General features: G+C 69.1%; 11 protein-coding genes. 6 read left to right on the forward strand and 5 right to left on the reverse strand.

From position 1 onward, the window contains the following. Positions 1-57: 57 nt before the first annotated feature. Together ACLB90_RS05125 and ACLB90_RS05130 are read right to left on the reverse strand one after the other, a co-directional pair. Positions 58-918 carry an XAC2610-related protein gene (locus ACLB90_RS05125; RefSeq protein WP_411851912.1) on the reverse strand — a complete coding sequence of 287 codons (861 nt, stop codon included), beginning with the start codon at positions 916-918 and terminating at the stop codon, positions 58-60. A 35-nt stretch (positions 919-953) separates the two neighbouring features. Further along, positions 954-1,436, reverse strand: a complete 483-nt coding sequence (locus tag ACLB90_RS05130) for a DUF3574 domain-containing protein (protein WP_411851913.1) — start codon at positions 1,434-1,436, stop codon at positions 954-956. A 239-nt stretch (positions 1,437-1,675) separates the two neighbouring features. Between ACLB90_RS05130 and ACLB90_RS05135 the strand changes: the two genes are divergently transcribed. The 5 genes from ACLB90_RS05135 (at position 1,676) to ACLB90_RS05155 (ending at position 9,824) form a co-directional block, all read left to right on the forward strand. Further along, positions 1,676-4,126, forward strand: a complete 2,451-nt coding sequence (locus tag ACLB90_RS05135) for a TonB-dependent receptor plug domain-containing protein (protein WP_411851914.1) — start codon at positions 1,676-1,678, stop codon at positions 4,124-4,126. Between the two features lie 122 nt (positions 4,127-4,248). Next, positions 4,249-5,007 (forward strand): trehalose-phosphatase, encoded by a 759-nt coding sequence (otsB, locus tag ACLB90_RS05140; protein ID WP_411851915.1) that lies wholly within the window; start codon positions 4,249-4,251, stop codon positions 5,005-5,007. Between the two features lie 55 nt (positions 5,008-5,062). Next, positions 5,063-6,853, forward strand: a complete 1,791-nt coding sequence (locus ACLB90_RS05145) for a glycoside hydrolase family 15 protein (RefSeq protein ID WP_411851916.1) — start codon at positions 5,063-5,065, stop codon at positions 6,851-6,853. Next, a complete protein-coding gene (gene otsA / locus ACLB90_RS05150; protein WP_411851917.1) occupies positions 6,850-8,217 on the forward strand; it encodes an alpha,alpha-trehalose-phosphate synthase (UDP-forming) in 1,368 nt (455 codons plus the stop codon). The genes ACLB90_RS05145 and otsA overlap by 4 nt, the downstream gene beginning before the upstream one ends. Before the next feature lie 329 nt (positions 8,218-8,546). After that, positions 8,547-9,824 (forward strand): OmpA family protein, encoded by a 1,278-nt coding sequence (locus ACLB90_RS05155; RefSeq protein WP_411851918.1) that lies wholly within the window; start codon positions 8,547-8,549, stop codon positions 9,822-9,824. Between the two features lie 12 nt (positions 9,825-9,836). Here the strand turns inward: ACLB90_RS05155 and ACLB90_RS05160 are convergent, their stop codons facing one another. From ACLB90_RS05160 to rluD, 3 genes are read right to left on the reverse strand one after another with little or no spacing between them, the layout of a single operon-like run. Next, on the reverse strand, positions 9,837-10,232 hold the full coding sequence (locus ACLB90_RS05160; RefSeq protein WP_411851919.1) for a thiol-disulfide oxidoreductase DCC family protein: 396 nt from the start codon (positions 10,230-10,232) through the stop codon (positions 9,837-9,839). Then, entirely contained in the window at positions 10,220-10,996 is a 777-nt protein-coding gene (gene pgeF, locus ACLB90_RS05165; RefSeq protein ID WP_411851920.1) for a peptidoglycan editing factor PgeF, read from the reverse strand. The genes ACLB90_RS05160 and pgeF overlap by 13 nt, the downstream gene beginning before the upstream one ends. Beyond that, the gene (gene rluD, locus ACLB90_RS05170; RefSeq protein WP_411851921.1) at positions 10,996-11,985 is read right to left on the reverse strand and encodes a 23S rRNA pseudouridine(1911/1915/1917) synthase RluD; all 990 of its coding nucleotides are present in this window, start codon (positions 11,983-11,985) and stop codon (positions 10,996-10,998) included. Before rluD ends, pgeF begins: the two co-directional genes overlap by 1 nt. Positions 11,986-12,098: 113 nt before the next feature. Between rluD and ACLB90_RS05175 the strand changes: the two genes are divergently transcribed. Further along, positions 12,099-12,983, forward strand: coding sequence for an outer membrane protein assembly factor BamD (locus tag ACLB90_RS05175; RefSeq protein ID WP_411851922.1), 885 nt, complete (start codon positions 12,099-12,101; stop codon positions 12,981-12,983). Positions 12,984-12,999: the final 16 nt, after the last annotated feature.

A 12,999-nucleotide genomic window follows, 5' to 3' on the forward strand; every position in this document is an offset into this window, starting at 1 on the left:
AGGGGGAAGCATCAGCCTAGACCCCGGCAGGTGACACCCATGTGGGCTTGCGCGCGCTCAGGGCATCGCGTTCACCCATCCCAGCACATCGCCACGGGTCGGGTTGTGGTAGCGCACCTGCACCCAGCCATCGCGCTCGTCCAGCAGTTCCACGCGGTCATCCCGGACCAGATAGCGCGTGGTGCGCGCATCGCCCGGCCGCGCATACAGCGGCAGCCGCGCCGGCACCACCGTGCCGCTGAATGGCGACAGGCGGCCGGTAGACGCCGGCGTTACCAGACCATCGCCGATCGCCGTCTCCACCACCGCGCCGTGCGTATCGAAGGTGCTCCACACCGCGAACGGACCGGTGTCGGCGGTCTGTTTGACGAACAGCACCTGCTCGAACGCATCGCTGCCGTGGATGAAGCGCAATGCACGGTACAGGTAGAGGCGTGGCCCGTCGTAGCGGTACAGGTCGACGTACCAGACCGCACCGCTGCGGCAGCTGCTGCTCAGCGTGCGGTTGGGTGCATCCACGGTCAGCCCCATCAGGCCACCGCATTGCGCATCGTCGTGGGGCGTGGCCTCAAGCGCGCGCATCTGCCGCTGTCGAGGATCGTAGCGGTACACCGCCACCGCCTCGTTGACCATGCCCACCGACGCGCGCGCGACCAGCTCCGGCTGCCCGTCGAAATCGACATCCTCGGCAGACAGGCGCGACTGCCCGTCCGCGTCGGGTGCCCCCGGCAGACGCTGCCGCGTTCCCGGGGGCGTCAGAACGACGGCGATGTCGCCGCCCTCCTGCATCTCCGCCTGCAGCCGCACGCCCCTGGCGACCTCCATCTGCAGCGTGGTCTGGTCCATCGCCTGCGCGTGCGCGGCCGGTATCGCCAGCGCCAGCATCACTGCCAGCAACCGTCCGTCCCTGTGGTTCATTGTCGTTCCCCGCAGCGCCACGATGGCGCCCTGGATCAGAACGATACGTCAACCGCCTGCTGGGCCCACAGCACCGACTGGTGGCCGGTGGCCTGCTTCCATGCCAGACGGATCGCCTCGATGTCCGCACGGCGCTGCGGGGTGTTCTCGTGCAGTACCACCAGCACCTTGGTGCGCAGGCGGTTGGGCTCGGCCGCGCCGCGGAACAGCCACTGGCCATAGGCATCGAACACGGTCAGGCCGTCCGGGAAACGCGGGGTGACCTGCTTGTCCAGAAACGCGCGCCACTGCGCCTCGCTGATCGCATCGGTCTGTTTGCGCTCGGAGGCGCCGCTTTCCTCGCCCACGCCGAAGTACAGCTCGCTGCGCACCCAGCCGGCGGCGGCATCGGGTCGCGCGGCGTCGCCCTGCAGGGTGGCGGTGGCCGGGGTGGGCGCAGCCGGCTTGGCGGCGGGAGCGGCGGTGGCGCAGCCGCTGGCGGCCAGGACCAGGGCGAGCAGAAGGGCGTGGGACTTCATCGGAAAACTCCAGAAAACAGGGCGTGCAGGGGAAGGAGCGTGCAGGACATCCGGTTCCCGCGCAGATCACCGTCGGCAATCAGCTGATGCCCGCAGGTGATGGGGCTTGCATCACATGGGGTCATCACGCCAAGATAATATATCGCTTCATCCGGATGGATTGGTAGTGCCGCCCTCGGGTCGGCAACGCCAGCCTCCTCTCCTCCCCCCCTCCCCCTCGTCGTCCTGCTGGAGTCCGCATGTCCCGTCCGTCCGCGTCGCGCCTTGGCCTTGCCATCGCGCTCGTCCTCTCCTCCCCCCTGCTCGCCCAGGACGCAACCGCGCAGGACGCGCCCGGCTCCGCCACCACCCTGGACACGGTGATCGTCACCGGCACCCGCGCGGTGGACCGCACGGTGCTGGAGTCCACCTCGCCGGTGGACGTGCTCACCGCCGAGGACATCCGCAAGGCCGGCGTGGTCAACGGCGAACTGGGCAGCGCCCTGCAGGCGCTGCTGCCCTCGTTCAACTTCCCGCGCCAGTCCAACTCCGGCGGTGCCGACCACATCCGCGCCGCCCAGCTGCGCGGCCTGTCGCCGGACCAGGTCCTGGTGCTGGTCAACGGCAAGCGCCGCCACACCAGCGCACTGGTCAACACCGACAGCAAGATCGGCAAGGGCACCACGCCGGTGGACTTCAACGCCATCCCGGTCAGCGCGATCAAGCGCATCGAAGTGCTCCGCGACGGGGCCGGCGCCCTGTACGGCTCGGACGCAGTGGCCGGGGTGATCAATGTGATCCTCGATGACGGTGCCGATGGCGGCGCGATCGAAGCCAGCTTCGGCGCCAACCACACCGACCTCAAGCCGATCGACCGCACCCTCACCGACGGCCAGACCAGCTACCTCAGCGCCAAGGTCGGCACCGCGCTGGGCGAGGACGGCGGTTTCCTGCGCGTGGGCCTGGAGCTGAAGAACCACGAAGGCACCAACCGCGCCGGCTTCGACCAGATCCCGCCGTGGGACCAGAGCCCCACCAACCTGGCCCTGCAGGGCAAGCGCAACTACGTGCTGGGTGACGGCCACACCAAGGACCTCAACGCCTGGATCAACACCGAGCTGCCGTTCGGGCAGACGTCCAAGCTCTACTTCTTCAGCACCTTCAACCAGCGCGACAGCGAAGGCGCCAACTACTTCCGCTACCCCGACAGCGATGCCAACTGGGCGCAGGTGTATCCCAACGGCTACCGCCCGATTTCCGAAGGTGAGAACCGCGACGTGCAGGCCGTGGGCGGTGCGCGCGGCCAGTGGGGCGAATGGAACTACGACGCCAGCCTGGACTACGGCAGCAACAGCTTCACCTACCGCCTGCGCAACTCGCTCAACGCCTCGCTCGGCCCGACCAGCCCGACCCGGTTCAAGACCGGCGACTACCGCAATGAACTGACCGTGGCCAACCTCGACCTCGGCCGCGTGTTCGAACAGGGCGACAGCATCACCCACAGCCTCGGCCTGGGTGTGGAGGCGCGCCGTGACCACTACCAGACGCGTCCCGGCGACCCGAGCAGCTACGCCGCCGGCCCCTACACCGATCGCCCGACCGGCTCGCAGGCCGGCGGCGGCCTGACCCCGCAGGACGCCACCTCGCTGACCCGCGACGTGGCCAGTGCCTATGCAAGCCTGTCCAGCCAGTTCGGCGAGCACTTCTCCAGCGACCTGGCCGCACGCTACGAACACAGCGACGACCACGGCGGCGAGCTTACCGGCAAGCTCGGCCTGCGCTACGAATTCACCCCGGCGTTCGCGCTGCGTGGCGCGGTTTCCAACAACTTCCGTGCGCCGTCGCTCGCGCAGATCGGCTATGAATCCACCTCCACCGGCTACAACGCCGCCGGCCAACTGGTGCAGGGCCGCGTGCTGTCGGTGAACAACCCGATCGCGCGCGGGCTGGGCGCCAGCGACCTGAAGCCGGAGAAGTCGCTCAACACCAGCCTCGGCTTCACCAGCCGCATCGGCGATCACTTCGACGTCTCGCTGGACTTCTTCCAGATCGACATCGACGACCGCATCGCGCTGTCCGAGAGCATCACCGGCGATGCGCTGACCGACTACGTGCAGCAGCAGTTCGGCGTCGCCGGCCTGCAGAGCGCCAGCTTCTTCGTCAACGCTGCCGACACCCGCACCCGCGGCGCGGAACTGGTGAGCAACTGGCGGCAGTCGCTCGGCAATGGCGAGCTGGTGCTGACCGGGACCTACGCTTACACCAAGACCACGCTGAAGAACGTCCTGGCCACGCCCGCCAGCCTGCGCGCGCTGGATCCGGACTACGTCCTGTTCGGCGTGGAAGAGACCAATACGCTGACCGACGCCACCCCGCGCACCCGTGCGGCACTGGCCGCCAGCTGGGCCAACGACCGCTGGTCGCTGAGCAGCCGGGTCAACCGTTACGGCAGCGTCACCCGTGTGTTCAACTTCGGTGACGGCTACATTCCGCGCCAGACCTACGGTGCCGAGTGGCAGCTGGATGCCGAAGTGGAGTTCAGAATCACGCCGCAGTGGAGCGTGGCGGTGGGCGGGCAGAACCTGACCGACAACTACTCCGATCCCTCGAACGACGACATCTACTATTTCGGCAACCTGCCGTATGACGTGTTGTCGCCGATCGGCAGCAATGGTGCGTATTTCTACGGGCGCGTGCGGTATACGTTCTGATCGGGTTGCCGGCCAGCGGCCGGCACTACGGTGATTGTGATTGCCGGCCAGCGGCCGGCACTACGGTGTGGATGTGATTGCCATTACCTGGCGATCACATCCACGCTGGCATGTTGGCCCGCATGGCCAACGACTTCCCCCAACGTCCGCCGCCGCCACTGCTGGACGATGCCTGTGCGCTGTTCCTGGACGTGGATGGCACCCTCATCGAATTCGCCGATGATCCCGAGGCGGTCAAGCTGCTGCCGGACATCCGCGAGGCCATCGGGCGCATCAGCGACCGCCTTGAAGGCGCGGTCGCGCTGATCAGCGGACGACCGCTGGATCAGCTGGACCGCCTGTTCGCCCCCCTGCAACTGCCGGCCGCCGGCCTGCACGGCCACGAGCTTCGCCACGGCGATGGCCGCGTGGACGGTGCCACGCCCAGCACCGATACCGGCGAATGGCTGCATGCGCTCCACCAGCAGGCGATGCGTTTCGCCCACGGCAAACCCGGCGTTCTGGTCGAGGACAAAGGCCAGAGCCTCGCGCTGCACTGGCGCGCCGCGCCGCATGCCGCCCAGGACGTCCGTGCATTCGCCGAGCGGCACATCCGCGGCCACGCCGGCTACCGGCTGCAGCCGGGCGACCACGTTGTGGAGTTCGTTCCCGAAGGCAGCGACAAGGGCCGCGCCCTGCGCCGGCTGATGCTCGCACCGCCGTTCCGCGATCGGCTCCCGGTATTCCTCGGCGACGACCTCACCGACGAGTACGGCTTCGGCGCCGCCAATGACCTGCATGGCTGGAGCGTGCTCGTCGGTGGACGCGAGCCCAGCGCGGCCGTATTCGCACTGCCGCACATCCGCGCCGTGCATGCCTGGTTGCGCGAGAACGCGTACTGAGCATCGCCGCCGCCCCCGGCGCCCCTGCGCCGGCCCGACCCGAGACTTTGATGACATGAGTAGTGACACCGTCCCCACCCTGGACCTGGGCGTTGTAGGCAATGGCAGCTTCGGCGCCCTGATCGACAAGCACGCCCGCGTGGTCTGGAGCTGCCTCCCCACCTTCGATGGCGATCCGACGTTCTGCGCCCTGCTCGAGCCGAACCAGCAGACCGGTGGCGACTTCGGCATCGAACTGGAAGACCTGGTCAGCAGCGAGCAGACCTACCTGACCAACACCGCGATCCTGCGGACCGTACTGCACGACAAGCACGGCGGCGCCCTGGAGATCATCGACTTCGCGCCGCGCTGGCGCCAGAACGACCGCTTCTACCGGCCGGTCAGCCTGATCCGCCAGGTGCGCCCGCTGGCCGGCAATCCCCGCATCATCGTGCGTGCGCGCCCGCTCGCCGACTGGGGTGCGCGCGTGCCTGATGCCACGTGGGGCAGCAACCACATCCGCTGGATCCTGCCCGACCACATCCTGCGGCTCACCACCGACGTGCCGGTGCGCTTCGTGCGCGACGGCCTGCCGTTCACCCTCAACCACCCGGTGCATCTGGTGCTGGGCGTGGACGAGTCGCTGGACCGCTCGCTCAGCGGCTACGTGCAGGAGGCCTTCCAGCGCACGCGCGACTACTGGCGCGAATGGGTGCGCTACCTGTCCATCCCGCTGGAGTGGCAGGACGCGGTGATCCGCAGCGCGATCACGCTCAAGCTGTGCCAGTACGAGGACAGTGGCGCGATCATCGCCGCGATGACCACCTCTATTCCAGAGGCACCGGGCAGCATCCGCAACTGGGACTACCGCTATTGCTGGCTGCGCGATGCGGCCTTCGTGGTGCGTGCGCTCAACCGCCTTGGCGCGACCCGTACGATGGAGCAGTTCCTGGGCTACATCTTCAACCTGGCCACTGCCGACGGCAGCCTGCAGCCGCTGTACGGCATCGGCTTCGAGGCCAAGCTCGACGAGGACGAAGTGCCCTCGCTGGCCGGCTACCGCGGCATGGGCCCGGTACGCCGCGGCAACCTGGCCTGGGTGCAGCGGCAGCACGATGTGTACGGCAGCGTGGTGCTGGCCTCCACCCAGCTGTTCTTCGACCGCCGCCTGCAGGACCCGGGCGATGCCCATACCTTCGCGCGGCTGGAACCGCTCGGCGAGCAGGCGTTCGCATTGCACGATGTTCCCGATGCGGGGCTGTGGGAGTTCCGCGGCCGCACCGAGGTGCATACCTACACCAGCGCGATGTGCTGGGCGGCGTGCGACCGTTTGTGCAAGATCGCGGTACGGTTGAAGCTCGATGACCGCGCGGCCTACTGGCGCGAGCGCGCCGACACCATCCACGCGCGCATCATGGCCGATGCGTGGAGCGAGACGCTGGGCCACTTCACCGACACCTTCGGCGGCCACCGCCTGGATGCATCGTTGCTGCTGCTGGCCGACATCGGTTTCATCGAGGCGCATGATGCGCGCTTCGTGGCCACGGTCGAGGCGATCGGCCGCGATCTCAAGCACGGCGATGCGCTGTACCGTTACGTGGCGCCGGATGATTTCGGCGAGCCGGAAACCAGCTTCACCATCTGCACGTTCTGGTACATCGACGCGCTGGCGGCGATCGGCCGCATGGACGAAGCACGCGACATGTTCGAGATGCTGCTGGCGCGGCGCAACCATCTTGGCCTGCTGTCCGAGGACCTGGCATTCGACAGCGGCGAAGCCTGGGGCAACTTCCCGCAGACGTATTCGCATGTCGGTCTGGTGACGGCGGCGATGCGCCTGTCGCGCAGCTGGCAGGAGGCGTCATGAGCCGGCTGGTGGTCGTCTCCAACCGGGTGGCGGTGCCCGGCGAAACCCGTGCCGGCGGCCTGGCGGTGGGCCTGCTGGCCGCGCTCAAGGAGCGTGGCGGGGTCTGGTTCGGCTGGAGCGGAAAGTCGGTGCGCGACAACAGCGGCGCCCTGCATGAGCAGGTGGACGGCGACATCCGCTACGTCACGATGGACCTCAACAAGCGCGATGTGGACGGCTACTACAACGGCTTTGCCAACCGCACGCTGTGGCCGCTACTGCATTTCCGCCTGGACCTGGTGGATTACGACCGCGCCACCCGCGAAACCTACCGGCGGGTCAACGCGCTGTTCGCCGAGAAGCTGGCGCCCCTGCTGCGCGACGACGACATCGTGTGGATCCACGACTACCACCTGATCCCGCTGGCCTCGCTGCTGCGCGAACGCGGCATCGGCTGCCGCATCGGCTTCTTCCTGCACGTGCCGATGCCCTCGGCCGACCTGCTGCAGGCCATGCCGGACCATCTGCGCCTGTTTTCCAGCCTGTATGCGTACGACCTGGTGGGCTTCCAGACCCAGCGCGACGCCGACCGCTTCCAGTCCTACGTGCGCCTGTTCGGCGGTGGACGCGTGGTCGGCGATGGCGAACTGGAAGCGCCCGGCGGGCGGCGCTTCCGTGCGGCGGCGTTCCCGATCGGCATCGATACCGGGCACATCGCGCGCCAGGCCAAGGCCGGTGCCAACAAGCCGGCCGTGCGCGACCTGCGCAACAGCCTGCGCGACCGCCAGCTGGCCATCGGCGTGGACCGGCTGGACTACTCCAAGGGCCTGCCCGAGCGCTTCCTCGGCTTCGAGCGCTATCTCGAACGCCACCCCGACCAGCGCGGCAGCCTCACCTACCTGCAGATCGCACCGGTGTCGCGGGGCGACGTCAACGAGTACCGGCAACTGCGCGGCCAGCTCGAGCAGATCGCCGGGCACATCAACGGTGGTCACGCGGCCCCGGACTGGACGCCGCTGCGCTACGTCAACCAGAACTTCACCCACGCCACCCTGACCGGTTTCTATCGGGCGGCGTCGGTCGGGCTGGTCACGCCGCTGCGCGACGGCATGAACCTGGTGGCCAAGGAGTACGTGGCCTCGCAGGACCCGGAGAACCCCGGCGTGCTGGTGCTGTCGCTGCTGGCCGGTGCGGCCGATGAACTGAAGCAGGCACTGCTGGTCAATCCGCACGACCTCGATGGCGTGGCCGATGCCATCGCCACGGCCGCCACCATGCCGCTGCGCAAACGCGTGGAGCGGTGGCAGGCGATGATGGATCACCTGCGCACCTACGACATCAATCACTGGCGGCAGACCTATCTGGACGCGCTGGAAAGCGCCTGAGGCGGCCCGCCCGCCACGCGCAGCACCGTCGTTTTTGCCCTGTTTTCAGCGCTGCAGGCCGCTGCATGCACGTGTGTGATGTGGCGGCGCGTGCGGGTGTCGTGTTCGGCACGCGCCGCCGGGCAGACCGTGCTGGCTCAAGCAGCAAATTCGATAGACGCAACAAATCAATATCTGGAAACGCAACCTCCCGCCGCGGTTGCTTGCGAATTTTCATTCGCCATTGACAGGGACTAACGACATTGACGCCCCCAGAGCCCACCGACATCGCGTGGGCCAGGCACGTGCGCCGTGATGCGCACGGTCTTTTCAACTGGGGATTTGAAGACATGTCATCGCTTGACCGTTTGATCGAAGATGCCGCCTCCCGGCTTGGCCTGGGCTACCGGGCACGCAGCGTGGTATCGGTGTTGACCGCCTACATCGCCACCCGCGACGGCGGGCTGCCGGGGCTGGGCGACCAGTTCGAGCGCGCCGGGCTGGGCGCGCTGTTCCATGCATGGTGCCGTGGCGAGGAACGGCCGATCGTGGCCAGCGAAGTGGAACGCGCGCTTGGCCGCGACGACCTGGCCCGGCTGGCGCGCCGCGCCGGGTTTCCGCCCGGCATGTTCGGCGTCATCGTCGCCGAGCTGCTGCCGCCGCTGGTGGATCTGCTGACCACTGCGGAGGGCGCGCCGGTGGGGCTGCGCACCCGACGCGCGGCGTCCGTTCCCTGCGGCACGGCCGGCCAGGCCGTGCGCGGCATCGCACTGCGCAGCACCCTGGCCTGCCTGGTCGGCCTGTGCCTGATCGCCGCCACCAGCTGGCTGTATCTGATCACCCGCGCGCCCCCGGCCCCGGTCAGCGCGGTACCTGCCCCCAGCCTCGATGCGCGGGTGTCGCTGGTGGTCGACGGCGATCACATCACCGTGGAAGGGCGCGTACCGGCCGAGTCCGACCGCCGGCGGATCCTGACCGCCCTGGTGCGCCTGTACGGCGCGGACAATGTGCGCGGCACGCTGGTGGTGGACCGGCAGGTGCGCGCGCCGCGCTGGGAGGACCGGCTGCTCGCCCACCTGCCCCAGCTGCTGGCGCCGGGGCTGCGGATCGCGCTGGACGGCGAGCGCATCCACGTGGACAGCCGCGCCCTGCTCCACGAGGACCGGCTCGGCGTCACCCGGGTACTGCGCGACCACTTCGCGGCGTTCGACATCCGCGGCCTGTGGACGCCGGGCATCGCCGCGCTGCACCAGCTTCCGCCCACGGCACCACCGCAGGCGCTGGTGGCCGCGCTCAACCAGACCGTGGTCAAGTTCCAGCCCGGTGCGACGGCGCTCACCGGCGACTCGCGGGATACCCTGCAGGCAACCGCCGCCGCGATCCGCCGGCTCCCGGACGGCACCCGCCTGGAGGTCGGCGTGCATACCGACAGCCACGGCAATGCCGCCGCCAAGCGCGCATTGAGCCAGCTGCGGGCGCAATCCCTGGTCAACGCACTGCAGGAACTCGACGTGCCGGCGGACCGGCTGGTAGCGGTTGGCCACGGCCCCGACCACCCGGTGGCCGACAACCGCAGCGAGTCCGGCCGCACGCTCAACCGGCGCGTGGTGTACACCGTGCTGCGCTGATCCGGCGGCGCGTTAGTCCAGGAAACGCCCCACCTGCCCCGCATCGGGCAGGTGGCAGCGGTCGTGGCGGCCGAACCAGCGGTAGCGGTTGCGCGCCAGCACGCGGTAGGCAGGATCGCGCAGCCTGCGCGGCACCGCGCGCAGCACGGCGGCCAGGCGCCACGGTCCACCCAGCCCGACCAGGACCCGCACGATGGCATCGGTATCGGTCCAGGCGCGGCCGTCTTCCAGCAGCAGGAACGACAGCGGGTCGTCCGGGTCCAGCCCGTGTGCCTGCAGCAGGGACCGCCCGTGCGTGCCCTGCATCGCCGCGAAGCGGTAGCGCTGCTGCCGGTCGAAGCGCAGCAGGAAACGCACCCAGCGGCTGCACAGGGCGCAGACGCCGTCGAAGACGATTACCCCCGCCATGCCAGCGTGGCCATGCGGCCGGTGCGGCGATCGCGGCGGTGCGAGAAGTAGCGGTCCGGCGCAGCCAGGGTGCACTGCGTACCGCCGCTGATCGACGCCGGCTCCAACCCGGCCGCGAGCAGGCGCTGGCGGGCCAGCGCGTACAGATCCACCCGCCAATGGCCGGGGCGGGTCGGCTGGAAGGCGCTGACCGCCTCTTCCGCGTGTGCCACGAACGCGGCGAACACGTCTTCCCCCACCTCGTACAGGTCCGGGCCGGCGGCCGGCCCCAACCAGGCCTGTATCCGCGCAGGCGCGGTGCGCATGGCGGCCACTGTGGCTTCCAGCATGCCGTCGGCCAACCCGCGCCAGCCGGCGTGCGCCGCGCCGATCTCGCTGCCGTCGCGCGCGGCGAAGACCACCGGCAGGCAATCGGCGGTGAGGATGGCCAGTACCACGCCCGCTGCCGACGTCACCGCCGCATCGGCAGTGGGTTCGGCGTCGATGCCGCTGGCCGTGGGCGGCGCGTCGAAACGCAGCACCCCGGTGCCATGCACCTGGCGCAGCCAGTGCGGCGCCGAGGGCAGGCCCAGACCGGCCTGGAGCAGATCGCGGTTGCGCTGCACCTGCGCCGGGTCGTCGCCATCGGCGGCGTACCGGTTGCCAATGTTGAACTGGTCGAACGGCGCCACCGACCCGCCTGCGCCGAAGCGCAGGGTGGTCAGGGCATGCACGCCGGGGGGCGCGCGCCATTCTGCCGGCAGCACCGGAAGCGTGGCCTCCATCAGCGGCGCCCGCGCTCCAGCTCGGCGAAGTGCCTGCTGTCTTCGCGCAGTGCGTGCAGCAGCGCCAGCATGTCCGCCGGCGGCGGCGCGCTGTTGCGGATCGGCTCGCCGGTCACCGGATGGGTGAACTCCAGCGTCTCGGCGTGCAGGGCCTGGCGCTTGAAGCCGCGCAATGCGGCAACCAGTTCATCGCTGGCGCCCTTGGGCAGCTTCAGCGCACCGCCGTACAGCTGATCGCCGATGATCGGATGGCGCAGGTGCGCCATGTGCACGCGGATCTGGTGGGTGCGGCCGGTTTCCAGGCGGCATTCCAGCGCGGTGTGCGCGCGGAACCGCTCGCGCAGGCGGTAATGGGTGATCGCATCCTTGCCGTCCTCGCGCACGGCCATGCGCACGCGGTCGCGCGGATGGCGGTCGATGGCGGCCGTGGCAGTGCCACCGGAGACCAGTGCGCCCACCACCACCGCCAGGTACTGGCGATGCACCTCGCGCGCGGACAGCTGCGCCACCAGCGCGGTCTGCGCCTCCAGCGTGCGCGCGATGACCATCACGCCGCTGGTGTCCTTGTCCAGCCGGTGCACGATGCCTGCGCGCGGCAGGACCGCCAGCGACGGGTCGCGGAACAGCAGGGCATTGACCAGCGTGCCGGTGGGGTTGCCCGCACCGGGGTGGACCACCAGTCCGACCGGCTTGTTGATGACGAACACGTGTTCGTCCTCGTACAGGACCTCCAGCGGGATGTCCTCCGGCTCGGCATGGGTCTGGGTGTCGAGCACGACAAGCAGGCTGGCGACCTCGCCGCCGCGCACCGGATCGCGCGGGCGGGTGGGCTCGCCATCCAGCAGCAGGTCGCCGGACTTGATCCACTCGGTCAGGCGCGAGCGGGAATATTCAGGGAAAAGTTCGGCGACCACCGCATCGAAGCGGCGGCCGGCGGCGGTATCGGGCACGATGGCCTGACGGGGGTTTTCAGCTGGGGTATCGGACATGGGAACCACGCGGGGAGACAATTTTGGGGTCCGGGCGACCACTTTCAGTCGCAGGACAGGCCACTAGGCTATCATCGACCCTTCGTATTCCAGCCGCGTCCCGCCCTGACCCCATGATCCGACGCTCCGTTCTGCTGTCCGCGCCCGTCCGCCTCGCCGCCCTGATGCTGGTGCTGCTCTTCGTCGCCACCGGCTGCCACCGCGGTACCAAGGGCAAGAATCCGGATGAAGGTCTGCCGGTCGAGCAGCTCTATGAGAAGAGCCATAAATTGATGGAGGGGGGCAACTGGAGCGGCGCCGAGTCCAGTTTCCGCCGCCTGGTGGCCCAGTACCCGTATGGCCCGTACACCGAGCAGGCGATGATCGAATCGGCCTACGCCCAGTACAAGGCCGGCAAGCACGATGACGCGGTGTCCAGCATCGACCGCTTCATCCGTACCTACCCGACCCACCGCAACATCGCCTACCTGTACTACCTGCGCGGCCTGGCCAACGGCAACCGCGACACGGTGTTCCTGCGCCGGGTGTGGTCCCTGGACCCGAGCCGCCGTGACCTGTCCGCCCCGCGCCAGGCCTACGCCGACTTCACCATCGTGACCGAGCGCTACCCCAACAGCCGGTATGCCGCCGACGCCCGCCAGCGCATGATCGTGCTGCGCGACGTGTTCGCCCAGCATGAACTGGACAACGCCCTGTACTACCTGCGCCGCCAGGCCTGGGTATCGGCCGCCGGCCGCGCCAACTACCTGCTGGAAACCTACCCGCAGAGCGCCTTCCAGTACGACGCCGTGGCCACCCTGGCCGAGGCCTACACGCACCTGGACAACAAGCCGCTGGCCGACGACGCCCGCCGCGTGCTCGAGCTGAACCAGCCCGACCACCCGTGGCTGCAGGGCAAGTGGCCGAAGTACCCGTGGATGGTGCGCAAGCTGAACCCGTTCGCCGGCGAGAAATCGGCCAGCACCGGTCAGCGCAACGCCACGATCAACCGCAAGTAATCCCTGCGGCAACGAA

This window comes from Stenotrophomonas sp. LGBM10 (assembly GCF_046736075.1).
Lineage (GTDB): Bacteria > Pseudomonadota > Gammaproteobacteria > Xanthomonadales > Xanthomonadaceae > Stenotrophomonas.